This window comes from Enterococcus sp. AZ197 (assembly GCF_050556405.1).
In the GTDB taxonomy this organism is placed as follows: Bacteria; Bacillota; Bacilli; order Lactobacillales; family Enterococcaceae; genus Enterococcus; species Enterococcus faecalis.
On sequence record NZ_CP187873.1, the window covers coordinates 668,835 to 693,626 of the forward strand.

Annotated in this window: 26 protein-coding genes and 1 other annotated feature; of the genes, 16 read left to right on the forward strand and 10 right to left on the reverse strand. The window is 37.8% G+C overall.

Translation table 11 applies throughout. From position 1 onward, the window contains the following. Window positions 1-43 precede the first annotated feature (43 nt). From tgt to adhE, 4 genes are all read left to right on the forward strand, one after another. Entirely contained in the window at window positions 44-1,189 is a 1,146-nt protein-coding gene (gene tgt, locus IGK82_RS03180) for a tRNA guanosine(34) transglycosylase Tgt (RefSeq protein WP_002355772.1), read from the forward strand. Window positions 1,190-1,249: 60 nt separating this feature from the next. Then, on the forward strand, window positions 1,250-1,648 hold the full coding sequence (gene yajC / locus IGK82_RS03185; protein WP_002383336.1) for a preprotein translocase subunit YajC: 399 nt from the start codon (window positions 1,250-1,252) through the stop codon (window positions 1,646-1,648). Window positions 1,649-1,909: 261 nt separating this feature from the next. Beyond that, on the forward strand, window positions 1,910-2,215 hold the full coding sequence (locus tag IGK82_RS03190; protein ID WP_002355774.1) for a post-transcriptional regulator: 306 nt from the start codon (window positions 1,910-1,912) through the stop codon (window positions 2,213-2,215). 157 nt (window positions 2,216-2,372) lie between these two features. Further along, window positions 2,373-4,970, forward strand: coding sequence for a bifunctional acetaldehyde-CoA/alcohol dehydrogenase (gene adhE, locus IGK82_RS03195; protein ID WP_002388933.1), 2,598 nt, complete (start codon window positions 2,373-2,375; stop codon window positions 4,968-4,970). Window positions 4,971-5,014: 44 nt separating this feature from the next. On the opposite strand, the gene fni is transcribed toward adhE, so the two are convergent. From fni to IGK82_RS03225, 6 genes are all read right to left on the reverse strand, one after another. Continuing rightward, window positions 5,015-6,058, reverse strand: coding sequence for a type 2 isopentenyl-diphosphate Delta-isomerase (gene fni, locus IGK82_RS03200; protein WP_016622791.1), 1,044 nt, complete (start codon window positions 6,056-6,058; stop codon window positions 5,015-5,017). Next, on the reverse strand, window positions 6,042-7,148 hold the full coding sequence (locus IGK82_RS03205; protein WP_002355777.1) for a phosphomevalonate kinase: 1,107 nt from the start codon (window positions 7,146-7,148) through the stop codon (window positions 6,042-6,044). The genes fni and IGK82_RS03205 overlap by 17 nt, the downstream gene beginning before the upstream one ends. Window positions 7,149-7,150: 2 nt before the next feature. Then, window positions 7,151-8,146, reverse strand: a complete 996-nt coding sequence (mvaD, locus tag IGK82_RS03210; protein WP_033624784.1) for a diphosphomevalonate decarboxylase — start codon at window positions 8,144-8,146, stop codon at window positions 7,151-7,153. Continuing rightward, window positions 8,146-9,090, reverse strand: a complete 945-nt coding sequence (gene mvk / locus IGK82_RS03215) for a mevalonate kinase (RefSeq protein WP_002370727.1) — start codon at window positions 9,088-9,090, stop codon at window positions 8,146-8,148. Before mvk ends, mvaD begins: the two co-directional genes overlap by 1 nt. Window positions 9,091-9,359: 269 nt before the next feature. After that, window positions 9,360-9,995, reverse strand: a complete 636-nt coding sequence (locus IGK82_RS03220; protein ID WP_016622789.1) for a pentapeptide repeat-containing protein — start codon at window positions 9,993-9,995, stop codon at window positions 9,360-9,362. Further along, window positions 9,992-11,065, reverse strand: a complete 1,074-nt coding sequence (locus IGK82_RS03225) for an FUSC family protein (protein WP_002355782.1) — start codon at window positions 11,063-11,065, stop codon at window positions 9,992-9,994. Before IGK82_RS03225 ends, IGK82_RS03220 begins: the two co-directional genes overlap by 4 nt. A 243-nt stretch (window positions 11,066-11,308) precedes the next feature. On the opposite strand from IGK82_RS03225, the gene opp1A reads away from it, so the two are divergent. Further along, entirely contained in the window at window positions 11,309-12,979 is a 1,671-nt protein-coding gene (gene opp1A / locus IGK82_RS03230) for an oligopeptide ABC transporter substrate-binding protein Opp1A (RefSeq protein WP_002381303.1), read from the forward strand. Between the two features lie 78 nt (window positions 12,980-13,057). Here opp1A and IGK82_RS03235 read toward each other — a convergent pair whose 3' ends face one another. Next, window positions 13,058-13,408 (reverse strand): DUF3899 domain-containing protein, encoded by a 351-nt coding sequence (locus IGK82_RS03235; RefSeq protein ID WP_002355784.1) that lies wholly within the window; start codon window positions 13,406-13,408, stop codon window positions 13,058-13,060. A 90-nt stretch (window positions 13,409-13,498) separates the two neighbouring features. Between IGK82_RS03235 and opp1B the strand changes: the two genes are divergently transcribed. The 8 genes from opp1B (at window position 13,499) to rplT (ending at window position 20,284) form a co-directional block, all read left to right on the forward strand. Further along, window positions 13,499-14,440, forward strand: coding sequence for an oligopeptide ABC transporter permease Opp1B (opp1B, locus tag IGK82_RS03240; protein ID WP_002381304.1), 942 nt, complete (start codon window positions 13,499-13,501; stop codon window positions 14,438-14,440). Beyond that, window positions 14,440-15,492, forward strand: a complete 1,053-nt coding sequence (gene opp1C, locus IGK82_RS03245; protein WP_002355787.1) for an oligopeptide ABC transporter permease Opp1C — start codon at window positions 14,440-14,442, stop codon at window positions 15,490-15,492. Before opp1B ends, opp1C begins: the two co-directional genes overlap by 1 nt. 9 nt (window positions 15,493-15,501) lie before the next feature. Beyond that, complete coding sequence (gene opp1D, locus IGK82_RS03250; RefSeq protein ID WP_002355794.1) at window positions 15,502-16,560, forward strand: oligopeptide ABC transporter ATP-binding protein Opp1D; 1,059 nt, start codon at window positions 15,502-15,504, stop codon at window positions 16,558-16,560. Next, the gene (gene opp1F, locus IGK82_RS03255) at window positions 16,560-17,516 is read left to right on the forward strand and encodes an oligopeptide ABC transporter ATP-binding protein Opp1F (RefSeq protein WP_002355795.1); all 957 of its coding nucleotides are present in this window, start codon (window positions 16,560-16,562) and stop codon (window positions 17,514-17,516) included. The genes opp1D and opp1F overlap by 1 nt, the downstream gene beginning before the upstream one ends. Before the next feature lie 40 nt (window positions 17,517-17,556). Next, window positions 17,557-18,627, forward strand: coding sequence for an RNA-guided endonuclease TnpB family protein (locus IGK82_RS03260; protein WP_016622788.1), 1,071 nt, complete (start codon window positions 17,557-17,559; stop codon window positions 18,625-18,627). A 215-nt stretch (window positions 18,628-18,842) separates the two neighbouring features. Next, window positions 18,843-18,974: a sequence feature (ribosomal protein L20 leader region), on the forward strand. Window positions 18,975-19,028: 54 nt separating this feature from the next. Further along, on the forward strand, window positions 19,029-19,550 hold the full coding sequence (gene infC / locus IGK82_RS03265; RefSeq protein ID WP_002355797.1) for a translation initiation factor IF-3: 522 nt from the start codon (window positions 19,029-19,031) through the stop codon (window positions 19,548-19,550). Between the two features lie 113 nt (window positions 19,551-19,663). Further along, window positions 19,664-19,864, forward strand: a complete 201-nt coding sequence (gene rpmI, locus IGK82_RS03270; protein ID WP_002355798.1) for a 50S ribosomal protein L35 — start codon at window positions 19,664-19,666, stop codon at window positions 19,862-19,864. A gap of 60 nt (window positions 19,865-19,924) precedes the next feature. Next, entirely contained in the window at window positions 19,925-20,284 is a 360-nt protein-coding gene (gene rplT, locus IGK82_RS03275; protein ID WP_002355799.1) for a 50S ribosomal protein L20, read from the forward strand. Between the two features lie 45 nt (window positions 20,285-20,329). Here the strand turns inward: rplT and IGK82_RS03280 are convergent, their stop codons facing one another. Continuing rightward, window positions 20,330-20,710 carry an MmcQ/YjbR family DNA-binding protein gene (locus IGK82_RS03280; RefSeq protein ID WP_002385048.1) on the reverse strand — a complete coding sequence of 127 codons (381 nt, stop codon included), beginning with the start codon at window positions 20,708-20,710 and terminating at the stop codon, window positions 20,330-20,332. Window positions 20,711-20,777: 67 nt separating this feature from the next. On the opposite strand from IGK82_RS03280, the gene IGK82_RS03285 reads away from it, so the two are divergent. From IGK82_RS03285 to IGK82_RS03295, 3 genes are all read left to right on the forward strand, one after another. After that, window positions 20,778-21,137 carry a DUF1304 domain-containing protein gene (locus IGK82_RS03285; protein ID WP_002361363.1) on the forward strand — a complete coding sequence of 120 codons (360 nt, stop codon included), beginning with the start codon at window positions 20,778-20,780 and terminating at the stop codon, window positions 21,135-21,137. A 67-nt stretch (window positions 21,138-21,204) separates the two neighbouring features. Beyond that, window positions 21,205-21,699 (forward strand): GNAT family N-acetyltransferase, encoded by a 495-nt coding sequence (locus IGK82_RS03290; protein ID WP_025187394.1) that lies wholly within the window; start codon window positions 21,205-21,207, stop codon window positions 21,697-21,699. A gap of 17 nt (window positions 21,700-21,716) precedes the next feature. Next, window positions 21,717-22,232, forward strand: a complete 516-nt coding sequence (locus tag IGK82_RS03295) for a GrpB family protein (RefSeq protein ID WP_002379186.1) — start codon at window positions 21,717-21,719, stop codon at window positions 22,230-22,232. A gap of 15 nt (window positions 22,233-22,247) precedes the next feature. On the opposite strand, the gene IGK82_RS03300 is transcribed toward IGK82_RS03295, so the two are convergent. Both IGK82_RS03300 and IGK82_RS03305 read right to left on the reverse strand, forming a co-directional pair. Next, entirely contained in the window at window positions 22,248-23,423 is a 1,176-nt protein-coding gene (locus IGK82_RS03300; RefSeq protein WP_002380126.1) for a SulP family inorganic anion transporter, read from the reverse strand. A gap of 229 nt (window positions 23,424-23,652) precedes the next feature. After that, on the reverse strand, window positions 23,653-24,681 hold the full coding sequence (locus IGK82_RS03305; protein ID WP_430605146.1) for a YeiH family protein: 1,029 nt from the start codon (window positions 24,679-24,681) through the stop codon (window positions 23,653-23,655). Window positions 24,682-24,792 lie beyond the last annotated feature (111 nt).

Here is a 24,792-nt window from a genome sequence, read left to right on the forward strand (position 1 = left end):
ATGATGATGGGAGGACAAATTATAGTAGAAAGTAGGGAAATGAATGACGGAACCAGCCATTCGTTATCGTTTAATCAAAAAAGATAAACACACAGGTGCGCGTTTAGGTGAATTAATTACTCCTCACGGCACATTTCCAACACCAATGTTTATGCCGGTAGGTACACTTGCGACAGTTAAAACAATGTCACCAGAAGAATTAAAAGAAATGGGTGCCGGTGTTATTTTAAGTAATACTTACCATTTATGGTTACGCCCAGGTGAAGATTTAGTCGAAGAAGCAGGCGGTTTACACAAATTTATGAACTGGGATCAACCTATTTTAACTGATTCAGGTGGCTTCCAAGTCTTCTCATTAAGTGATATGCGGAAAATCGAAGAAGAAGGTGTGCATTTTAGAAATCATTTAAATGGTTCAAAAATGTTCCTTTCCCCAGAAAAAGCGATCAATATTCAAAATAAATTAGGATCAGATATTATGATGAGTTTTGATGAATGTCCACCATTTGATGAAAGCTATGAGTATGTCAAACGCTCGATTGAACGGACTTCTCGTTGGGCTGAGCGTGGCTTAAAAGCCCATGCGAATCCTGATAGACAGGGATTATTCGGTATTGTTCAAGGTGCGGGATTTGAAGATTTACGTCGTCAAAGTGCCAAAGATTTAGTGAGTATGGATTTTCCTGGCTATTCGATTGGTGGCTTATCTGTTGGTGAGTCTAAGGAAGAAATGAACCGAGTCTTAGACTTTACGACACCGTTAATTCCTGAAAATAAACCACGTTACTTAATGGGTGTGGGTGCCCCTGATTCATTAATTGATGGAGTGATTCGTGGGATTGACATGTTTGATTGTGTGCTACCAACACGTATTGCGCGCAATGGTACTTGTATGACTTCACAAGGTCGCTTGGTTGTTAAAAATGCCCAATATGCAAGAGATTTTCGTCCGCTTGATGAAAAATGTGATTGTTATGTTTGTCGTAATTATACGCGGGCCTATATTCGTCATTTGATTAAATGTGATGAAACATTCGGAATCCGTTTAACATCGTATCATAATTTATACTTCTTGTTAGACTTAATGAAAAATGTCCGTCAAGCAATTATGGACGACAATTTATTAGAATTCCGACAAGCGTTTTTTGAAGAATATGGCTTTAATAAAGCGAATGCAAAAAGTTTCTAAAAATTAGAGGAAAAAACTAGTTCTTCAAGCATTTTTTTGATACAGTTAGTAGTGTGAATAATGCAGAGTGAGGTGAAACAAATGGGTGGCGGATTTACAATGATTTTTACATTAGTCCTTTTAGGAGGAATGATGTTTTTCATGACACGTTCTCAAAAGAAACAACAGCAAGAACGTCAAAAACAACTAAACGCAATGAAAACTGGCGATAGTGTTGTCACAATTGGTGGTTTACATGGTGTTTTAAGTGAAATCAACGAAAAAACAGTTTTAATCGATTGCGAAGGTATTGTCTTAGAATTTGACCGTGCAGCAATTCGAACTGTAACACCTGGAACTGCCGTTACAAATGATTCAGCAGTAACTAGTGTACCAGTCACAGAAGTTGAAGAGACAGTCACAGAAGAAGTAACTGAAGTTCCTGAAACATCAGATCCTTCAAAAGAAAAGAAAGACTAAACGAATCAACTAATTCATTTAATGGTTAGAGAGAGCGGAACAGGCTTTTCAAAGGCGAAACTGTGACCAGTAGTCACACGAGAAAGCCAATAAGAAGAGATAATTCCTATTCCGCTCGTGTCGTTTATCTTAAAATGTAGGACTAGGAAGGTAGGTCATTTGGACTTACGTCCTAAGTCCTTTTTAACTATTAAGTTTACAAAAAAGGTTCCTTTTTATAGTGTTGGAAGATAGTTAAAAAGTGAGCAATCTTTCGCTTGGTTGGAAGGAGAAGAGCCCATGACAAAGGAAAAATTAAGTTGGTTACAACAAAAAATGCTCAATAAAAGTATTAAAAAGAAGTGCCAAAATTTTCGTGAACTAGGTTATTCTTCCATCAACGAAGAAGATTTATTGACTTATTTACTCACCTATCGTTGGAAAAAACAAACCCATTTATCTGTCAAAGACTGTCGCAAAGACATTCAGAAGGTTAAGCCGAATGAATTTTTTGACTATCAACAATTATTGGCACAGACATCAAAAAATCCTTTAAGGGACTGGCATGATATTGAAGACTTATTCTAGAAAAAAGAATAGGTCTTTTTTTTGAGATAAAAAAAAATTATAAATAGTTGTGAAAAAAATCACAAAAACTATTTACAAGATTCGTTTTATGTTGTATGATGTGAATGTGAAATATTTAACAAAGTTTTTTTAAAATGAAACTCTTAGGAGGATGAACATGGTTAAAACAGTAAAAAAAGAAAAGACAGAAACAGTTGATGTTTCATCAATGATTGATGAATTAGCAACAAAAGCGAATGTCGCTTTAAAAGCAATGGAAGATTTTACACAAGAACAAGTAGATCACATTGTCCATCAAATGGCGATGGCGGCGTTAGACCAACATATGCCTTTAGCAAAAATGGCTGTCGAAGAAACTGGCCGTGGAATCTATGAAGATAAAGCAATCAAAAATATGTATGCATCTGAATACATTTGGAATAATATTAAACATGATAAAACAGTGGGTGTAATTAACAAAGACGAACAAACCGGTTTAATGGAAATTGCTGAGCCAGTTGGCGTGGTATGTGGGGTCACACCAACAACAAACCCAACGTCAACAACTATTTTTAAATCACTAATTGCCTTAAAAACAAGAAATCCAATTGTTTTTGCTTTCCATCCTAGCGCACAAAAATGTTCGGCAGAAGCGGCACGTATTGTACGGGATGCGGCGATTGCAGCAGGTGCACCAGAAAATTGTATTCAATGGATTGAACAACCATCGATTGATGCAACATCTGCTTTGATGAATCATCCAGGGATTGCCATTGTTTTAGCAACTGGTGGCGCAGGCATGGTAAAATCTGCGTACTCAACAGGTAAACCAGCACTAGGCGTTGGTCCTGGGAACGTACCAGCTTATATTGAAAAAACGGCTAAAGTAAAACGTGCGGTTAATGATTTAATTGTTTCAAAATCATTTGATAATGGAATGATTTGTGCTTCTGAGCAAGCGGTCATTGTGGATAAAGAAATTTATGCTTCTGTCAAAGCTGAGTTTGAAGCACACAATGTTTACTTCGTGAAACCGAATGAATTACAAAAACTAGAAGATGCAGTGATGAATGAAGGCAAATACGCAGTAAATCCAGCGATTGTCGGTAACTCTGCAGAAAAAATTGCTGAATTAGCAGGAATTAGCGTACCAAAAGGCACAAAAATTTTAGTCGCTGAATTAGAAGGTGCAGGTCCAGAATATCCATTATCAAGAGAAAAATTATCGCCAGTTTTAGCAATGATGAAATCAAACAATGCAGAGCATGCTTTTGAACTATGTGAAGCGATGTTAAACTTAGGTGGTTTAGGACATACAGCAGTAATTCATACAGAAGATGAAGAGTTACAAGTTGCTTTTGGTTTACGTATGAAAGCTTGTCGTATTTTAGTGAATACTCCATCAGCAGAAGGCGGTATCGGTAACATTTATAACGAAATGATTCCATCTTTAACACTTGGTTGTGGTTCATACGGGAAAAACTCTGTTTCTAAAAACGTATCAGCCATTAACTTAATTAATATTAAAACGGTAGCGAAACGGAGAAATAATATGCAATGGTTTAAATTACCTCCAAAAATTTTCTTTGAAAAAAATTCTTTACAATATCTACAAAAAATGGAAAATGTTGAACGTGTCATGTTAGTTTGTGACCCAGGTATGGTTCAATTTGGCTATGCAGATATCGTACGTAAAGAGCTACAAAAACGTAAAAATGATGTGAAAATCGAAGTATTTTCTGATGTTGAACCAAACCCATCAACAAATACTGTTTATGCAGGTACCAAAATGATGGTTGATTTCCAACCAGATACAGTGATTGCCTTGGGTGGCGGTTCTGCAATGGATGCGGCGAAAGGCATGTGGATGTTCTATGAACACCCAGATACAGAGTTCTTTGGTGCAAAACAAAAATTCTTAGATATCCGCAAACGGACATATAAAATTGCCAAACCAGAAAAAACACAATTTGTTTGTATCCCAACTACTTCAGGAACTGGTTCAGAAGTTACACCATTTGCCGTTATTACTGATAGTGAAACACACGTGAAATATCCGTTAGCAGACTATGCGTTAACACCAGATGTAGCGATTGTTGATCCACAGTTCGTAATGTCTGTGCCAGCTTCAGTCACTGCAGATACAGGTATGGATGTTTTAACACATGCTATTGAATCTTATGTTTCCGTGATGGCTTCAGATTACACACGTGGTTTAAGTTTACAAGCAATCAAGTTAGTTTTCGATCATTTAGAAAATTCAGTGAAACGTCCAGATATGGAATCTCGCGAAAAAATGCATAATGCATCAACCATGGCAGGGATGGCATTTGCCAATGCATTCTTAGGTATTTGTCACTCTATTGCTCATAAAATTGGTGGGGAATATGGCATTCCACATGGTCGTACAAATGCGATTTTATTACCACATATTATTCGTTACAATGCGAAAGATCCATCAAAACACGCAATGTTTCCTAAATATGATTACTTCCGCGCCGATACTGATTATGCAGACATTGCAAAATTCTTAGGCTTAAAAGGAAATACTACCGCAGAATTAGTAGAAGCTTTAGCAACAGCAGTAGCAGACTTAGGTAAATCAGTCGGAATTGACATGAACTTGAAAGCCCAAGGTGTCTCACAAGAAACATTAGACACAACGGTTGATCGTATGGCAGAACTTGCATATGAAGACCAATGTACAACTGCAAATCCGAAAGAACCATTAATTAGTGAACTAAAACAAATTATCTTAGATGCTTATGTAGGATAAAAGAAATCAAATAAAGAGACCAGAACATTAATGTTCTGGTCTCTTTAACGTTTTGCGAAAACAGTGCTGTCGATACCACGGTTATGACACCAATTAACTAAAACTGGATCGAGGATAAGTGCGGTACTCGTCAATTCTTCTGTCGTCTTTTTTCCTAAAAGAGTATAAAGCATTTTCACTTCTTCTTGCCATTGCTGTACAAGGGCTAAGGTATTTTCTAAACCATTTTTACTCATAAGGGAAGCTAAGATAGTCCCAGCAACTCCCATGCTTTTGGCACCTAAAGCGAGTCCTTTGACAATATCAAGAGAGTTACGCACACCGCCAGAGCCGAGAATAGTTAGTTTCTTTTGCCAATTTTGTGATTCCAGAAGAGAGATGACCGTTGATTGCCCCCAATCATCTAAGAAAGAAAGTTCTCGTTTCTTCCGCCGGGCATTTTCAATTTGTGTAAAACTCATTCCGCCTTGGCCGCTCACATCCGCTGCTTGAACGCCGATAGAGGTAAGTTTTTCTAAGGTTTCTTGGCTCATGCCAAAGCCAACCTCTTTGACAATGACAGGCACTTCTACGGCCTGTACGATAGCTTCAATCTTGGTTAGCCAATTAGTGAAATCACGATCTCCTTCAGGCATGACCAATTCTTGGGGCACATTTACATGGATTTGTAAGGCATTCGCTTGAAATAAATCAAGCGCTCGCTTTGCTTCTTCCACACCCAAGCCTGCACCAATATTGGCAAAAATGAGTCCATCTGGGTTTTCTTTTCGCATAATTTGATACGTATCCGCTAAACTAGCATCTTTTAACGCTGCCGAGACAGATCCTGTCGCAACTAAAAGGCCAGTTTCTTTGGCAATAATGCCTAATTGCTGATTAATTTCTTTTGCACGCTGACTACCACCTGTCATTGCATTGACATAAAAAGGTTGGGGAAGCTGAAAAGAAAGAAACGAAGTGGAAATATCCACTTCGTTAACAGCGGATTCAGCAAACGATTGGTGAACAAAACGCACACGATCAAAGTCATTACTTTTTTCTTTGTGGAACGCTTTAGCTAATGATAGATGTTCATCTTTTCGATTCATGCTTCTCCTTACACTCCTTTTGACCATAGGTATAGACGTGAAGTGGCAGTGGGGTAATTCCGTCTTTTTCCCAAGCAGTCATTAATGGTAAAATCCCGGATTTTTGGCGGAAAATTACAATCCCACAATCGCCCCCGCCAGCGCCAGAAGATTTCGCAGCTCCTGTATAAGATTCAGCCAAATCACAAAGATTTTTCAAGGCTTCTGTTTCGATTACCACACCAGTCAGTGAAGATAATTCGGCGAGCAATTGGCGATTTTTAGTAATTTGTTTTTGAATAACAGAAATTTTTCCTGTGTTAAAGCCATTAATCATTGTTTCGACACAAAGCCGACTTTTCATTAAGAACTGCTCATAAGCCGCTTGTTTTTCTTCTTTTGATTGATGGACTCGATCAACTAAGTCTGAAGTGGACGCAGGACTACCTGTCCAACCAATTAGTAAACGTAGTTGTTTCGGTACTTTTAACGGAAAAATCATTAATTCAGGCCAGTCCATTGCTAACAAATCAGTTAATGTTTCAGTGGCTACTTTTTGATTGACCCAATCATGATCGAAGGTTGAAAAGGCAATCCAGCCCCCGTAACAGCTGGCGGCGATATCTCCGCAAGAACCATTTCCTTGAACGGCTAAGTGAGCTAATGCTGATAATTTGAAAATTTCCTCATTTTCCAAACCTAAGTCATAAAAAATATTCAAGGCTTTGACAGTTCCAACGGTTACTGCACCGCTTGAACCAAGACCATATTTTCGTCCATTTGAACTATCTAATTCACTCGTCACTTTTAAATGATAAAATGACAATTCTTTGTTTTGCTCTTGCGCATATTTTTCAGTTAGATGAATCGCCGCTAGAACATAATGAAAGGGATTTTCGCGAATATCTAATACAAGCTCACCATTTCGGCGTGTCCAGCGAATAGGTAACGAGCTGTATTGTGCAGATTGAATACTGCCTTCATCTGTTGTTTCTTCGACAGTTACAGTTACGAATTGATCCACAGCAACGATAATGGCAGGGTGGCCAGGTTCAACAACGGCATATTCTCCTGCAATAAATAACTTTCCTGGCGTAGTAACTTCAATCATGCTTATTTATCCATTCCTTTCGTTTCAAACAATTCAATTCCGGGACCAGCAAAAGCTGGGACTAACTGCTCTTTTGAAAAATGTTCACTTAAAAATGTTTTTAATGCTTCTAAGTTTTTCTTTTCGACTAAGACCTTGACATTCGGACCTGCATCCATTGTAAAGTAACAAGGAATTCCTTTGGCCCGTGCTTGGCGAACTAAAGCCATCGCTTGTAAACTGCCTGGGGACCAGTAAGTAAATGGAGGGACAGCACCTAAGGTTGTTCCATGCATCCTTAACCCATTGGCTTCAATGATTTCTCCTAAACGAGGGAAGTCTTTTGTTTTAATTGCTTCATGAACTTGGGATAAATCTTTTTCCACATTGTCCAACCAACCTTGATAAAAGCTAGAAGTTTCTACTGTTCGTTTCATTCCATCACGGCTGGAAACATCTTTTTCGCCATCATTAATTAAGATAAAGAGCATGGCCAATTCGTTTTCCCAATTATTAGCTGGAATATTTTCAGCAAACGACGTTTCATCAGAGTGGCCTTTGTTCCATTGAGCAAAACCACCAAAAATACTACGACAAGCAGAACCTGAACCACGTCGCGCTAAACGTGATAAGTCTTTTGCTGAAAGATTTAATCCTAAGGCTACGTTACAGGCCCCAGCTAAAGCAGCTAGACCACTCGCTGAAGAAGCCAAACCAGCTGCAGTAGGCACAAAATTTTGACTTTCCACTTTTGCAAACCAAGTACAATCGGCTTGTTGACGAACAAGGTTCAAAAATTCTTTGACTTTTTTTGTTTGTTTTTCGTTTTGCAAGATACCATCTAAAATAAATACATCTTCTGAATAATGGGCATCAAATGTCACAGCTGTTTCTGTGTAAAAGGCATCTAATGTTAATGATAAACTACTATTCATTGGTAAAATGTATTCTTCATTGGCTTTTCCCCAATATTTAATCAGAGCAATATTTGTATGCGCTCGTGCTTTTCCTGAAAGCATTACTTTTTCACCTCTAATGATTGAATCCATGTAGCAACAGCTCCATTTTCTTCTAAAGTCTGTGCAATGGTTTGTGCGGTCTTTTTATTATCTGTTAAGGCAATCATACAGCCACCGCGACCGCCGCCGGTTAATTTTGCTCCTAGAGCGCCATGTTCTAGAGAGAGAGCCACTAGTCGATCCAGCATATCGTTGCTGACGGTTAATTGCTGGAGTTGCTCTTGCGCTAACGTCATTAGCTGACCTAATTTTTGTTTATCATCTTGTAAAATTGCCTGCTTCGCTTCTTTAGTAAAAGAACCTAATTGTTTCATTGTTTCAGCGATTGCTGTGGGATTATTTTGAGCTAGCTGCGCAATGTCTTTCACTGCTTCACGTGTTTGACCTTTAATTCCCGTATCAGCTACTACTAAGTAGGCATTAGATAAATTCATCGAGAAATGTGTGGGCGGAAATCCTCTAGTAAAAAATAAGGGATCAGCGCCGCTTGTTGCTGCGGCATCGATACCACTAGGATTGCCATGAGCAATTTTCTCACTTAAGGAAACAAGCTCAAACAATTCTTGATATGTATAAGCGTAATCAAAATAATCAAAAAGGCTTCGAACGATGGCCACAGCGGTTGCTGCGCTTGAGCCCATTCCTCGTTCAGCGGGAATCGTACTTGTTAAGGTCAAAGTGCCTTTAAACGTATCTTCCTTTAAAAAATGTAAGGTTTGCTGAACAACTTCCTTGATATTTGCTAGCTCTTGGGGCACGTCTTCAAGCAATCCTGTAAAATATGCACAATCAATCTGCATAGTTTTTGCTGGGGTATAGACGGCTGTGATTTCTGTCGCTTGAAAAGGAAAGGCGATTGCTGGTTCGCCGTAAACAACGGCGTGTTCCCCCATTAAAATAATTTTTCCCGTCGCTTGACCGAGGCCTTGTTTTTTTATATTCATTCACTGACATTCCTTTTGAGTAGAATCGAGTATAGGACAAAAGACGTTCTTGGATTAGAAGAACGTTTGTCATAATCTCTTCATGATTTATAGGAAATGATTCCAAAAGTTTCTCTTGTTCCAAAAAAAGAGATTGCTTAACCTAAGATAGTTTACCTAAAAATAAGGCACAAGTAAAATGGTTCCGTTGGTTTTTCCAAAAAATTAATAACAATTTAATAAGAAAGAACCGACAGAACCAGTTATTCGGCTATTTTTTTAAAATTTTCTTAGGTAATCACCAAACCAAGGGCACTTGCCAAATAAATGGCTTGTTCAGGGGTGACTTTAAGACCTGATAAATAGTTTGGTGAGAAAGTCAAGCGTTCAAAGGTGTTTTGGGAAAAATCCAATCCTTTTAACGAAGTATTTAACCAATTACTTTCGGTTAAATCGCAAGCTTCTAGAAGGAGTTTCTTCCAGGTGATCTCGAAAAATTCACTTTCGGCTAAACGAGTCTGATTAAAGTGAACAAGATTAAAATTTGCAAAACGAAAAGAAGCATAATCGGCTTTGCAATCTTCAAATAGACAATCTTTTAAATAGCTATCTGCAAAATTCGTTCCTGTCAAATTGCAACGAAGGAAAGTCACTCGATGAAAACTGCCAGACAGCCATTCGACGTTAGAAAAATCGCAAGCTTCAAAACGCACATTACTACAATCAAAAGAAGCAAACTGGCCATTTGCTAATGAAAGATGATCGAAAACAGCATCCCGAAAGACTAAGTTACGAATTTCTTGATTCGATAAATCAATCTGCTGATACAAATGATTTTCTAAGATTGCCTCATCTTCTAATTGACAGTTCGTTAATAGAGGAAGTTGTTCTGGTAGATTTGGTGGCAAGGGATAAGTTATTTTCATAAAACGCCTCTTTCTTCTTGTTGATTTTCAAAGGTTTCATCAATTGAGTAGGCCCGATTATAGAAACGTAGCGCAGTTGTGAAAACATAAGCGCCGGCAAAACCAAGTAAACTACCTAACACAATCCCGACTAATCGATAGTTTAAAAGATTACTAATGACTTGCTGTCGTGCAAGATTTGATAATAATAAGGACATCGGGGTAATAAAAAAGCTGGCAATCGCATAGTTTCTGTTAATGAATCCTTCAAAAGCTGCATATAGAATACTAATGATACCGATTGTTTGTAAAGGTGTAAAGGGAATCATTAATAAAATTGCAGAAAGCAACAACCCAAGACTCGTACCTAGAATCCGTTGTACATTTCGCTGCATCACAGAATGTAAATTTTCCCCTTGTAAAATGGCTGCGCAAGTAAACGTCATCCAATAGGCGTTGACTAAATGAAGCGATTGACTTAAATAAGCCGCTAAAAATAAAATGGCCGCATAATGCAAAGCATCTAATAAAGAAGCGGGATCGATATAAAGTCGTTCTTGAAGAGACATCCGTTTTTGAAAAACGTAGGGGCGCTTGTCGATGAAATGAAGCACAATGCCCATGATAATGCCGGTCACTACTCCTAAAAGAACAAAACTGGCCATGATAGGAATCTTATGTAAAGGAAAATTGTTGCTTGTTCCCATTGCGGTTGACATGATAACTAACAGAGCACCAGGCTTCTCAATGCCATACAATCTAAAAAGTAAGCGTGCAAGAAAAGCGACGATGGCAATTGTAATGGGAATCAACCAAGGTACATGGTGACTTAGCATTCCTAAGCTGTTGCCCAGAACAATAAAAAAGCCAACAATATTCAGTCTGCGCAATAATTGGGGCAAAGGAAGCGGCTGATAATAAATAAACGTATAAATGCCCATCGAGCCAAAGGTCCCAATGAGTAAATTATTGGAAAAATAACCAATTAATAATGGAATTGCCATACAAATTGCGACACCAACTAACCGAAATAATTCGTCATTTGCTTTATCAATAGCAAACAAATCCTTTAAAAACGTAGAATTTTTCATATTTTGTCACTCCTTTACTTCCTAATTTACCATAATGTTTAGAAAACTGACAAAAGAATTGCAATAAAAGACAGGAAGAAAAAGAGTGATTTCTGATAGGAAGAGAAGAAAAATTAAAAAAAGTTAACATTTTGACTTGCAATTTTAATATGAAAAATGTAAGATATATTCCATAGCAATAAATAATTATTAAATTCTGATTTTTCAGAAAATACAGATTGTATTATTTTAGGAGGCAACACTATGAAATTGAAAAAGTCATTAACATTCGGTGTGATTACATTATTTAGCGTAACAACTTTAGCGGCTTGTGGAGGCGGCGGAACGTCAGATAGCTCAAGCGCGTCTGGTGGCGGTAAGGCAAGTGGCGAACAAGTTTTACGTGTCACGGAACAACAAGAAATGCCAACAGCTGATTTATCACTAGCAACAGACAGAATTAGTTTTATTGCATTAAATAATGTATATGAAGGAATTTATCGTTTAGACAAAGATAACAAAGTCCAACCTGCAGGTGCAGCGGAAAAAGCAGAAGTTTCTGAAGATGGACTAACATACAAAATTAAATTAAATAAAGATGCAAAATGGTCAGACGGTAAACCAGTGACTGCTAATGACTATGTTTACGGATGGCAACGAACAGTTGATCCAGCGACAGCTTCTGAATATGCTTATCTGTATGCCTCTGTAAAAAATGGTGATGCCATTGCTAAAGGGGAAAAAGATAAATCAGAATTAGGAATTAAAGCAGTCAGTGATACAGAATTAGAAATCACTTTAGAAAAAGCAACACCATACTTTGATTACTTATTAGCTTTCCCATCGTTCTTCCCACAACGTCAAGATATTGTGGAAAAATATGGTAAAAATTATGCATCAAACAGCGAAAGTGCTGTCTACAATGGTCCATTCGTCTTAGACGGCTTTGATGGTCCTGGTACAGATACAAAATGGTCATTCAAGAAAAACGATCAATATTGGGATAAAGACACAGTGAAACTGGACTCAGTAGATGTGAATGTCGTGAAAGAATCACCAACCGCGTTGAACTTGTTCCAAGATGGACAAACAGACGATGTCGTTCTTTCTGGTGAATTAGCCCAACAAATGGCCAATGACCCAGCTTTTGTTAGTCAAAAAGAAGCATCAACACAATATATGGAACTAAATCAACGTGATGAAAAATCACCATTTAGAAATGCGAACTTACGTAAAGCAATTTCTTACTCAATCGACCGTAAAGCGTTAGTTGAATCAATCTTAGGGGATGGTTCTATCGAGCCAAACGGTTTAGTACCAGCAGATATGGCAAAAGACCCAAGTGGCGGCAAAGACTTTGCTAAAGAAGCAGGTAGTCAAATTGAATATGATACGAAAAAAGCTAAAGAATACTGGGAAAAAGCGAAAAAAGAATTGGGGATTTCAACTTTAACAATGGATATTCTTTCTTCAGATGCAGATTCTTCTAAGAAAACAGTTGAATTTGTTCAAGGGTCAATTCAAGATGCTTTAGATGGTGTGAAGGTAACGGTTAGTCCGGTTCCATTCTCTGTTCGTTTAGATCGTTCAAACAAAGGCGACTTTGATGCAGTAATCGGTGGTTGGAGTGCTGACTATGCTGATCCAAGTAGTTTCTTAGACTTATTTGCTTCAGATAACTCATATAACCGTGGACGTTATAACAATCCAGAGTTTGACAAGTTCGTGAAAGCTGCAAGTAGTGCAGATGCGACAGATCCTGAAAAACGTTGGGATGATATGTTAAATGCAGAGAAAACGATTATGGGAGACATGGGTGTGGTACCATTATTCCAAAAATCAGAAGCGCATTTACGTGCTGAAAAAGTCAAAGATGTCGCAGTTCATCCTGCTGGCGCAACGTATGACTACAAATGGGCATACATTTCAGAATAACCTGACAAAAGATCGATAGCAAACAAAAAAGGACCTTTGCCATGGAATAAAAGGCAACGGTCCTCTTGCTATCTTGTCTTAGACCAAGTAAAATAGTAGAAAGCCTAAAGACAGAATCAGTAAGATGCCCCCAGTTTTTAGCCAGAAAGAGCGATGTGCATCGCCAATGACTGAAAGCGGGATAAACTCTTTCGGTTCATTTTTCTTTTTAAAACGAAACGCGTTTTTCATTGAGCGCTGAAAGTTATCGAAAAAGCCAGAGGACATAATCCATAAAGCAATGCCGATAATTAAAAAGAAAAGCGAAACGATAAAGAAGGTATCTGATAATGAGGAGGTAGTGATAGGTTCTTTACTTATTAATAAGTAAAGAAAAATGCCGATACTGGAAATAACGGCTGTAATAATTGGCCATTTAAAAGTTTTCATGTGTTCACCCTATCTATTATTGTGGTCTATCTAGTCATTACTTTAACGAAAATAACTGAGGAAGTCAAAAAAATCTCGGAGGTGTCATTATTGAATAGTTTTGGAAAATATTTTCTTAAACGGATCTTTTTCATGATTATCACTTTGTGGTTAATCGCAACGATTACGTTTTTCTTAATGCAATTATTACCAGGTACGCCTTATACCAACCAAGAAAAACTTAGTCCAGAAACAATCGCTATGTTGAATAAACAATCTGGCTTAGATAAACCAGTGATTGTTCAATACGGAATTTACTTAAAGAACCTGGTAACGGGAGACTTTGGTATTTCATTCCAATTTAAAAACCAACCTGTTGCTAAGTTATTAGCTGGTCGAATTGGGCCGTCCCTTCAACTGGGAGGACAAGCGATTATCTTTGGTACGTTAGTCGGTATTTTATTGGGGATTATCGCAGCGATGCGTCAAAATACTTGGGTAGATACGTTGGCAACATTGTTAGCCATTTTAGGTCGTTCTATTCCAAACTTTGTTTTCGCGGTATTATTACAATACATTTTTGCAATGAAATTAAGAATCTTACCAATTGCTATGTGGAATGGTTTTGCATACACAATCTTGCCAACTATTGCCTTGGCAATGAGTCCAATGGCCGATTCGGCTAGGTTTATTCGAACCGAGATGGTAGAGGTCTTGCATAGTGATTATGTCGAATTAGCCAAAGCAAAAGGCTTGAGTCGCTGGCAAGTTGCATTCCGCCACGGGTTAAGAAACAGTTTAATTCCATTGATTACCTTATTAGGACCTTTAGCCGTTGGTTTAATGACAGGTTCTTTAGTAGTAGAAAATATTTTTGCCATCCCTGGAATTGGGGAACAGTTTGTAAAATCAATTATGACAAACGACTATCCAACAATTATGGCAGTAACTATTTTGTATTCAACAATGTTAGTTGTTGTAATTCTGATTGTTGACTTACTTTATGGTTTAATTGATCCAAGAATTCGCGTATCAGGAGGTGCAAAAGGCTAATGGAAACAGTCAATAAAAATAATCTACCACAAGCGATTAAAGATATTCCGGCAGATGAGTTTCAGCCTCTAAACACTTCAACTCTAAAAGAAAGAGAGCGTATTGCCACACCGTCTTTAAGTTTCTTACAAGACTCATGGCGTCGTTTGAAAAAGAATAAAGCTGCAGTTATCTCAATGAGTTTCTTAGCAGTTATTATCTTTATCTCTATTATTACCATTTGGGTTTCACCACATAACCCAACGAAACAAAATGTTTCTTACATTAACTTACCACCACGAATTCCTGGCTTGGAAAGCGTGAATGGTTTAAATGGTAAAACAACAGTTGCTGGTCAATTAGTTGATAAATATGCACAAGCAAACGTTCCAGATAACGTAAACTTTTATCTAGGAACAGATGGTTTAGGTCGTGATGTCCTAAGTCGTTTATTTATGGGAACACGTATTTCCTTATTAATTGCGTTTATTGCGGCAATTCTAGATATTACGATTGGGGTAACGTATGGACTGATTTCCGGGTTAGTCGGCGGTCGTGTCGATACAGTAATGCAACGTATTTTAGAAGTTCTTTCTGGTATTCCTAACTTAGTTGTTATGATCTTGATGCTAACAGTCTTTGATCCAGGGATTGTTTCGATTGTTTTGGCCATGGTTATTACAAACTGGATATCAATGGCCAGGATTGTGCGAGCCCAGACCATGAAACTAAAAGACCAAGAGTTTGTCATGGCAGCAGAAACATTGGGCGAATCTCGTTGGAAAATTGCTATTAAACATATTTTACCGAATATCTCAAGTGTCATTATTGTCCAAATGATGTTCAGTATCCCATCGGCAATTTTCTTTGAAGCGTTCCTAAGTTTTATTGGGTTAGGCTTACGTCCACCAACCGCATCTTTAGGAACCTTGTTAAACGAAGGATACAAAACTTTCCGTTTCCTTCCATATTTAATGTGGATTCCAGCGGCAACACTTTCAGTTATCATGATTTGTTTCAACTTGTTAGCTGATGGTTTACGTGACGCATTTGATCCTAAGATGAAAGAGTAAGAGTGGTGAATGACTATGGAAAAAGTATTAGAAGTTAAAGACTTAAGAATCTCCTTTGATACATTTGCAGGTAAAGTCAACGCCATTCGTGGTGTGAGTTTTGATCTTTATAAAGGTGAAACGTTAGCCATCGTAGGTGAATCAGGGAGTGGTAAATCTGTTACAACCCGCAGTATTATGCGTTTGTTGAGCAGTAATGCCAATATTGATAACGGGGAAATTTTGTTTAAAGGACAAGATATTGTTCATAAAACAGAAAAACAAATGCAAGCCATTCGTGGTAAAGAAATCGCAATGATTTTCCAAGATCCGATGACTTCATTAGACCCAACGATGCCAATTGGCAAACAAGTGGCGGAATCATTAATCAAACATAATAAAGTCTCAAAAAAAGAAGGCTTAGCGCAAGCATTAGAATTACTAAAATTAGTGGGCATTCCTAATGCTGAAAAACGTTTGAAAAACTATCCGCACCAATTTTCTGGTGGACAACGTCAACGGATTGTCATTGCAATTGCTTTAATTTGTTATCCAGAAGTTCTAATTGCAGATGAACCAACTACAGCGTTGGATGTAACCATCCAAGCACAAATTTTAGAGTTATTAAAAGATTTACAAGAAAAAATTAGCACTTCGATTATTTTCATTACCCATGATTTAGGGGTAGTAGCAAACGTGGCTGACCGTGTCGCTGTCATGTACGGTGGACGTCTGGTTGAAGTGGGAACAGCAGAAGAAATTTTCTATAATCCACAACATCCATATACTTGGGGACTTTTAGGGTCAATGCCAACGATGGAAGGAACAGAAGACAAACTTTATGCGATTCCAGGTTCACCTCCAGATTTATTAGATCCACCAACTGGAGATGCCTTCTATCCACGGAATGAGTTTGCTTTAAAAATTGATACAGAAAAAGAACCACCTTATTTTGAAGTATCACCAACCCACAAAGCAGCAACGTGGTTATTAGCACCACAAGCACCAAAAGTTACGCCTCCAGCAGAGATTGTTCGTCGTTGGGCAATTTATGCAGAGCGTCAAAAAAATCCAGGAGGTAGTAATTAATGGCAGAAGAGAAAAAAGTCCTATTAGAAGTCACTGGTTTGAAACAGTATTTCAATGTTGGTCGTAAAGACGAAGTAAAAGCCATTGATGACATTAGTTTTCATATTTATGAAGGCGAAACCTTTGGATTAGTTGGCGAATCAGGAAGTGGAAAATCAACAACTGGTCGCAGTGTCATTCGTTTATATGATCCAACTGCTGGTGAAATTCTTTTCGATGGAAAAGACATTAGCAAAATTAAATCAAAAGCGGACATGCAAGCATTCCGTCGCGATGTTCAAATGATCTTCCAAGATCCATATGCTTCATTGAATCCAAGAATGAAAGTCAATGATATTATTGCTGAAGGAATCGATGTCAATGGATTAGCTAAAACACCAAAAGAGCGGGAAGAAAAAGTCAATGAACTTTTAAAAACGGTGGGATTAAATCCAAGTCACAGTACGCGTTATCCTCATGAGTTTTCTGGTGGGCAACGTCAACGGATCGGGATTGCTCGTGCTTTAGCGGTTAATCCACGTTTCATTATCTGTGATGAGCCAATTTCGGCTTTGGATGTGTCGATTCAAGCCCAAGTAGTAAACTTATTACAAGATTTACAAAAAGAACAAGGCTTAACTTACTTGTTTATCGCACATGACTTATCGATGGTAAAACATATCAGTGACCGAATTGGCGTAATGCACAGTGGGAAATTATTGGAAATGGGCACAAGTGATGATGTCTATAATTTCGGCGTTCATCCTTATACAGAAAGTTTGCTTTCTGCGATTCCATTACCAGATCCAGACTATGAACGCACACGTAAACGGATCGTTTACCAGCCTGCAGCGGCAGATGGGAAAGATCGTGAGCTCCGTGAAATTCTCAATGGACACTATGTTTATTGTGCTGAAGACGAAGTTGCAATGTACCGTGAAAAAATTGAAGAGAAGAAAAGAAAAGCTGGTTTATAACCAGCTTCTTTTCTAACTATCTTGGTAGGGTGGTTATGAGATGAAGGCTCTGAAAGCTTATAAATACAGACTTTATCCAACCTCAAAACAAGAAGAGTTTATTCAAAAAACATTTTCTTGTGTTCGCTTGGTGTATAATTTAATGTTACAAGACCGGATTGATATCTACAAAGAGATGCGAAAAAATCCTCAACAAACGTTTAAAATGCCAACGCCAGCTAAATATAAGAAACAATACCCTGTCCTCAGAGAAGTTGATAGTTTAGCCTTGGCAAATGCACAAGTTTATTTGGATCGAGCCTTTAAAAATTTTTATCGGGAAAAAGGGATGGGCTTTCCAAAAAAGAAAAAGAAAGAAACGGTGCATTCCTACACTACGAACAATCAACATGGCACGGTCAAAATTTTGGATAATCGTTATTTGAAAGTACCTAAATTGAAATCTTTAATTAAAATGAAGGTACACCGCCAACCGCTGGGGGAGATAAAATCTGTAACTATTTCTATGAGTGCGAGTCACAATTATTATGTTTCCATTTTATGTGAAGCGCCGATTGAAACGAAAACAAAGCAACAAAAAATGGTGGGAATTTGTAGCAGTAGGGAAAAATTTGCGCTGCTTTCGAATGGTGAAAGCTTCGAAAAAAGCTATTGTTCAAAGCATTTAAAGCAAAAACTACGTCAAGAAGAACGAAAATTAAACAAGCGTAAAATGATTGTTTTAGAAAAAGGTGTCGATCTTTCACAAGCAAAAAATTATCAAAAACAAAAAATAAAAGTCGCAAAAATTCGCGAAAAAATAGCCAACCAACGAACGGATATTTTAAACAAAATTACAACGGAATTGGTTTCAAGTTACGATGTTATTTGTATTGAAAAAGCCCATCACAGTAATGAGCGGCCGCCAAAACATGATCGTTCTGAACTGGCTTGGTCTTTATTTTTAGCTAAATTGTTGTATAAAGCACAATGGTATGGCAAAGAACTCATTTGTATTGAGTCAGAGGAGATCGAAACAGAGTTGTCTTTTTCTGAAAGTACAGAAAATTCAGAGTATCTTAGAAGCCAAAAAATCTTAGAACGTGGCTTGTCTAAACGAGAAACCTTATAAATAGAAGAACTGTAGGGACTACAGGGATCGCCTAGGGGATAGAAAATGTACACCATGTGTTGAACCATTTGTTTCTAGGAAGTCACATTGGGACAGTCCACTAATTATTAATGATCAAAATACGAGTTCAAACGAATCTAGTGCTAGATTCGTTTTTTTTTTTGAGGAAATATATTGACAACTAGGATAAACTAAGGTAAACTAGTGAAGTTGAGAAATGAAAGCAGAAGCACCCGCTTCTCGCCTTAGTTGAGTATATCGCTGGGCTAGATAAAGTATTCCTTATTTTTTTAAGTAAGGCAGACTGTTGGCGGGTTCTGGATAGGAACCTGTTTTTTTATTGCATTTAGCAAACAAAGCAGACTTCCGTTAGGATTTTCTCTTAAAAATTTTGGAGGTGAATGACCATAGCAAAGGATATGATGGTTAACGACGGCATTCGTGCACGCGAGTTACGTTTGATCGGACAAGATGGTGAACAATTAGGTGTAAAAACCAAAGCAGAAGCATTACAAATCGCTGAATCTGCAAACTTGGATTTAGTACTTGTAGCGCCAGGAGCGAAACCACCAGTTGCGCGAATTATGGATTATGGAAAATTCCGTTTCGAACAACAAAAGAAAGAGCGTGAAGCTCGCAAGAAACAAAAAGTGATCAACGTCAAAGAAGTTCGTTTAAGTCCAACAATTGACGTAAATGACTTCAATACAAAACTTCGTAATGCGCGTAAGTTCTTAGAAAAAGGAGACAAAGTGAAAGCTTCTATCCGTTTCAAAGGCCGTGCCATTACCCATAAAGAGATTGGTCAGAAAGTTCTTGATCGCTTAGCTGAAGAAACTGCGGACATCGCCACAGTGGAACAAAAAGCGAAAATGGACGGACGCAGCATGTTTCTAACGCTGGCACCGAAAAACGACAAGTAAACGAAGAGACCGAGCATTCGGACTTTTGGTAATTTCTACAAGAAGGATATTCGACAGTTGTGACTGTTAGAGTCTTTCACTTGAAGCAAAGATTTTGAGGAGGAAAATTAGTCATGCCAAAACAAAAAACACACCGCGGATTAGCAAAACGTGTAAAACGTACTGGTGGAGGCGGCTTAAAACGTGGCCGTGCCTTTACATCTCACCGTTTCCACGGTAAAACTAAAAAACAACGCCGTCAATTGCGTAAAGCAAGCATGGTTGCAAAAGGCGATTACAAACGTATCCGCCAACAATTAGCAAGAATGAAATAAAACAACTCGGTGACTTTTAGATTACCGTCAAGAGAAACAAGATATTAGGAGGAATTCAACATGGCACGTGTTAAAGGTGGAACAGTAACCCGTAAACGTCGTAAAAAAGTCCTTAAGTTAGCGAAAGGCTACTACGGATCAAAACATACTTTATTTAAATCAGCAAAAGAACAAGTAATGAACTCTTATTACTATGCATTCAGAGACCGTCGTCAAAAGAAACGTGACTTCCGTAAATTATGGATTGCACGTATCAACGCGGCAGCTCGCATGAATGGCTTAAGCTATTCTAAATTAATGCACGGTTTGAAATTGGCAGAGATTGATATCAACCGCAAAATGTTAGCTGACTTAGCCGTTAACGATGCAGCAGCATTTACAGCGTTAGCTGAACAAGCAAAAGACGCTTTAAGCAAATAAGCTTAAACAATCTTTCACACCCTACTCAAGGAGTAGGGTGTTTTTTTAATAACTCCGTTGGTAACTTTCATCTATAAATGAAAAAACTTGTGAGAGCGGAATTTCTTCAGAAAGACTTAACCAATGCTCTTTATTCATATGATAGGCAGGAAAATAGCCAGGTTGGTTCTTTAATAAGGCAATCAATTCAGGCGCAAGTTTAACGGTTAAAATAGTGAGCTGCTTATTCTCGGTAGCGCCGAGCAGTTGTGCATCCAGTGGCATAATTAAAGCAAACCATTTTGCATTTCTAGGATGACGAAAGACGAGATAGTCTGGGTGTTTTTTAAAAGGAAAATCGGGCGTTATCTGATAACGTTCTTGGATATAGGCGCTAATAGTTTCTTGAAAAGTCATAGGTTTCTTCCTTTCGTTAAGGCTAGGCATATCTATTTACATCATAGCAAAAATTACATAAAATTACTTCGTTCAAAGGAATGGGAGGAGGGAGCAGATGACATTAATTTCAACAATTTTAGTAACCTTGGTGGCTGTAGAATTTTTCTACATTATGTATTTAGAAACGATTGTACCAACATCTGAGACAACAAGCCGTGTTTTTAAAATGGATAGGCAAGAGTTACAAAGAAAATCAGTCACTACATTGTTTAAAAATCAAGGAATCTATAATGGACTAATCGGTGCAGGACTTATTTATAGTGTCTATTTTGCGCAAGCAACGATGGAGATGACAAAATTTTTATTGATTTATATTATTTTAGTGGCGGCGTACGGTAGCTTAACTAGTGATAAAAAAATCATTTTAACACAAGGCGGTTTAGCTATCGTGGCTTTGATTAGTTTACTTGTTTAGCCATCAGAGTTAATAGAGAGAGGCAGTCAAATCGACAGAAAAAACACGGTTGATTTGACTATTTTTTATAGAATTGAGAGAGACAAAATGTGGTATACTTTGTTTATTAGATAGGGAGGAATTAAAAATGCTGAACCAAAAAGAAGTAAAAAAAACCGATTATACTCAATTAATTTCTCTATGGCGTTCTTCAGTAGAAGCTACCCATTTGTTTTTGAGTCAGGCAGATATTGATAAAATCGAAGTGGTTTTACCTGATTATTTTCAACAAGTTCAATTAAGTATGTGGTTAAATGAAGAACAGAAATGTGTGGGCTTTAGTGGAACAAATCAACAAACGTTGGAAATGTTATTTATTGACCCAGTCTATTTTCGTAAAGGCTATGGTGGAGAAATTATCCAAAAGTTAATAGAGCAAGAATCAATTATCTTTGTTGATGCTAATAAACAAAATGAAGGGGCAGTGAAGTTCTATCAATCTCAAGGGTTTCAAGTAATTGGTGAATCAAAGGAAGATCCTCAAGGAAATCCGTTTCCTATTTTACATATGAAACGGATATAGAAAAGAAGGGAGAAGCCATGCGAGTAATCGTTACAGAATACCAACCAGCCTGGGTGGAACAGTTTGAAGAAGAAGCCCAAGCGTTGAAACAGATTCTAAAGGAAAATTGTCTTAAAGTTGAACATATCGGTAGCACATCTGTGCCTAATTTAGCAGCCAAACCAATTATTGATTTTTTGGTCATTGTTGAAGAAATTGAAAAAGTAGACCTGTTACAATGGGAATTTGAAAGAATCGGTTATGAATATATGGGGGAATTTGGGCTATCAGGACGTCGTTATTTACGAAAAGGCCCGATAAAAAGAACACATCATGTGCATATTTATCAGTTTGACAATACGCAAGAAATTTTGCGCCATCTTGCTTTTCGAAATTATTTACGAGAAAATCCGGCAATTGCTACAACCTATGGTACATTAAAAAAGCAATTGGCCCAAGCACACCCCGATAGCATTGATAAATATATGGATGGCAAAGATGCGTTCATTAAGAAAATAGAAAAAGAAGCGTTGAAGAAATATTGGGAAAAATAAAAAAAGTTGCTAAAGCTAGCAACTTTTTTTTGGTTCTTTTTTGAAAAAATGATAAAGAAGACCACTTAAAAGAACACCTAGAATAATTCCAATCGCTAAATTATGCGTATAGACGATCACACCCACTGTCACGAGTAAAATAACAATTTCAGTAATTTCAAAAGTTCGGAAAAGCTGCAAACTTTCCCAATCAAAGGTGTCGACTGCCACTGTCATCATGATCCCAATCAATGCAGCTGTAGGAATGGCTACCATCACGGATTTAAAAACAAAAATGAATAGAAGGAGGGTAATACCTGAAATCAAAGTAGAAAGCCGTTTTCGTCCTCCAGATTTAACATTAATGACCGCTTGGCCAATCATCGCACAGCCAGCTTGGCCACCAAAAAAGCCGGTAATTATATTAGCGAATCCTTGTGCTTTAACTTCTCGTTGGCTATCACTTTGGCTCGCTGTCATTTTGTCCACAATGGGGATCGTCAATAAAGATTCAATTAACCCGACCATTGCTAAGGCAACAGAGCTAGGTAAAATAATCCACAACGTTTCTAAGTTGACGGGTACATTAGGCCAACGGATCGCTGGATGAAACTGACTCATTTCACCAAGATCACCTACCGTTTGCAAATGACCTTTTAAAAAATAGGACAGGATAGTCATGAATAAAATAACAATTAAAGCAGGAGGCACAATTGTAATAAACTTAGGTAATAGATAAATAAGTAAGATACTACAGATAATCATACCGTAGGACCACAGTGTTTGATGGGGCAATTGTTGTACTTGCGCCATGAAAATTAAAATGGCTAACGCATTGACGAATCCGTACATCACTGTCTTGGGAATAAAGCGCATCAATTTGTGGATACCTAAATAACCTAAAATAAATTGTAGAAAGCCTGTTAAAATAGTCGCAGCAAGCATGTATGACAAACCATGTGCTTGAATTAAGCCTGCAAGGACTAAGGCCATTGAGCCAGCAGACGCCGAAACCATTGCCGGACGGCCGCCCGTAAAAGTAATCACAAGTAAAGTAACAGCTGAAGCAAACACTGCAGAAAGCGGGTGAACACCAGCAATAATCGCAAACCCGATTACTTCTGGTAAAATGGCGACAGAAGAAACGAGACCGGCAAAGAGATCATTTCGTTCATTGCCTAACCATTCGCTTTTTTTAATACTAAATAACATCGAAAAACTCCTTTAAGTTAATAAAACCTTATTCATAATAGCATGAATAAGCTGAAATGAGCGTGGGACAAAAATCACTTTGGATTTTTGCTCCACGCTCAAAAACTGATAAACGGCGGGAACAAAAGCAACTCCTTCGGAAATAAGCCGGAATTCTCCAAAAATTACAGAACAATTTTCGGAAATTCCTTCTTATTTCTCGGAGTTAAACGCTTCTGTCCCGACCTCATTAGAACTGTAGCAGTGCCAACAACAAAATGGCTAGGACGACTTGAACAGTTCCTACTGATAAACCATAGATTAAGAAACGTTTGCCTTCTTGGAAAAACTTTTTAAAATCGAGTCGTAACCCGATTGCTGCCAAGGCAGTAATTTCAAACCAAGAACTAAAGAAATGAGCAGTCTCACTGATCACGACGGGGAAATGAATCAAACTATTAAAGACACAGGCAATGAAAAAGCCAACTACATACCAAGGTAGGGCGCTGCTTTTTTTGGTGACTTCTACCAACTCAGCCTCTGATTCTGCCGTCTTACTTTGCTTGAAACGTCCAAATAAATAGACAACTGCTACGAGTAGGACAATCTGCATAATTTTAAAGAGCATCGCAAGTTGAACTGCGTTCTCATTGACCATATTGGCACTGGCGACAACCTGACCAACTGATTGTAAAGTCCCTCCGATTAGTGCGCTACGAGCCAACAAATTGGTACCATAGAGAATCCCACTTAAAATGGGTAAGGTCAACATTAAAACGGTTCCTAATAAGTTTACTAAAGTAATGATTTGGCCTTTTTCTTCCTCATCTGCTTGAATTGCTGGAGCAATCGAAGCAATAGCAGAAGACCCACAAACGGCATTACCACCAGCCATCAATAAAGACATATTATCAGAAAAAGCCAGTTTTTTACCGATCAAATAGGCAAAAATAATGGTCAGCGACATTTGAATGAGAATAAATGCGACACCTTGTAAGCCAATTTGGGCAATCGTTTGAAAGGTCACGGTGGTTCCCAATAAAACAACAGAAAATTCTAGTAATTTACTTTCGGCTACTTTGGTTCCGCGATTTAAATTGGCACCGCGAACAAAGGTATTTCCCAAAAAGATTCCTAGTAAAATAGCTATCGTAGCGGCGCCTAAGCTAGGTAACCAGATGGCAAGAAACTTGCTAAGGCAGGCGACAAGGAAAGCTGTTAGCAAGCCGGGAAGAATTTGGAATAAAGATTGGATATAATCATTTTCTGAATTTTTCATTGAAAAAATCTCTCTTTCTTGTTCATTACTTCCAGTATAACGAAATTTTTTACATTTGAGAAATAAATAGTTAAAATAATATTTATAATAGAAAGTTATCGAAAGGATGCC

Bases quoted from the DNA above. Each gene is read 5' to 3' on its own strand.
- opp1C (WP_002355787.1), top strand. From the start codon at position 14,440: ATGGAAACAGTCAATAAAAATAATCTACCACAAGCGATTAAAGATATT.
- IGK82_RS03300 (WP_002380126.1), bottom strand. From the start codon at position 23,423: ATGTTATTTAGTATTAAAAAAAGCGAATGGTTAGGCAATGAACGAAAT.
- mvaD (WP_033624784.1), bottom strand. From the start codon at position 8,146: ATGCTTTCAGGAAAAGCACGAGCGCATACAAATATTGCTCTGATTAAA.
- adhE (WP_002388933.1), top strand. From the start codon at position 2,373: ATGGTTAAAACAGTAAAAAAAGAAAAGACAGAAACAGTTGATGTTTCA.
- rpmI (WP_002355798.1), top strand. From the start codon at position 19,664: ATGCCAAAACAAAAAACACACCGCGGATTAGCAAAACGTGTAAAACGT.
- IGK82_RS03285 (WP_002361363.1), top strand. From the start codon at position 20,778: ATGACATTAATTTCAACAATTTTAGTAACCTTGGTGGCTGTAGAATTT.
- IGK82_RS03235 (WP_002355784.1), bottom strand. From the start codon at position 13,408: ATGAAAACTTTTAAATGGCCAATTATTACAGCCGTTATTTCCAGTATC.
- fni (WP_016622791.1), bottom strand. From the start codon at position 6,058: ATGAATCGAAAAGATGAACATCTATCATTAGCTAAAGCGTTCCACAAA.
- IGK82_RS03260 (WP_016622788.1), top strand. From the start codon at position 17,557: ATGAAGGCTCTGAAAGCTTATAAATACAGACTTTATCCAACCTCAAAA.
- opp1A (WP_002381303.1), top strand. From the start codon at position 11,309: ATGAAATTGAAAAAGTCATTAACATTCGGTGTGATTACATTATTTAGC.
- infC (WP_002355797.1), top strand. From the start codon at position 19,029: ATGACCATAGCAAAGGATATGATGGTTAACGACGGCATTCGTGCACGC.
- IGK82_RS03280 (WP_002385048.1), bottom strand. From the start codon at position 20,710: ATGCCTAGCCTTAACGAAAGGAAGAAACCTATGACTTTTCAAGAAACT.
- IGK82_RS03225 (WP_002355782.1), bottom strand. From the start codon at position 11,065: ATGAAAAATTCTACGTTTTTAAAGGATTTGTTTGCTATTGATAAAGCA.
- tgt (WP_002355772.1), top strand. From the start codon at position 44: ATGACGGAACCAGCCATTCGTTATCGTTTAATCAAAAAAGATAAACAC.
- IGK82_RS03305 (WP_430605146.1), bottom strand. From the start codon at position 24,681: ATGAAAAATTCAGAAAATGATTATATCCAATCTTTATTCCAAATTCTT.
- mvk (WP_002370727.1), bottom strand. From the start codon at position 9,090: ATGAATATAAAAAAACAAGGCCTCGGTCAAGCGACGGGAAAAATTATT.
- rplT (WP_002355799.1), top strand. From the start codon at position 19,925: ATGGCACGTGTTAAAGGTGGAACAGTAACCCGTAAACGTCGTAAAAAA.
- IGK82_RS03295 (WP_002379186.1), top strand. From the start codon at position 21,717: ATGCGAGTAATCGTTACAGAATACCAACCAGCCTGGGTGGAACAGTTT.
- yajC (WP_002383336.1), top strand. From the start codon at position 1,250: ATGCAGAGTGAGGTGAAACAAATGGGTGGCGGATTTACAATGATTTTT.
- opp1D (WP_002355794.1), top strand. From the start codon at position 15,502: ATGACTATGGAAAAAGTATTAGAAGTTAAAGACTTAAGAATCTCCTTT.
- IGK82_RS03220 (WP_016622789.1), bottom strand. From the start codon at position 9,995: ATGAAAATAACTTATCCCTTGCCACCAAATCTACCAGAACAACTTCCT.
- IGK82_RS03205 (WP_002355777.1), bottom strand. From the start codon at position 7,148: ATGATTGAAGTTACTACGCCAGGAAAGTTATTTATTGCAGGAGAATAT.
- opp1F (WP_002355795.1), top strand. From the start codon at position 16,560: ATGGCAGAAGAGAAAAAAGTCCTATTAGAAGTCACTGGTTTGAAACAG.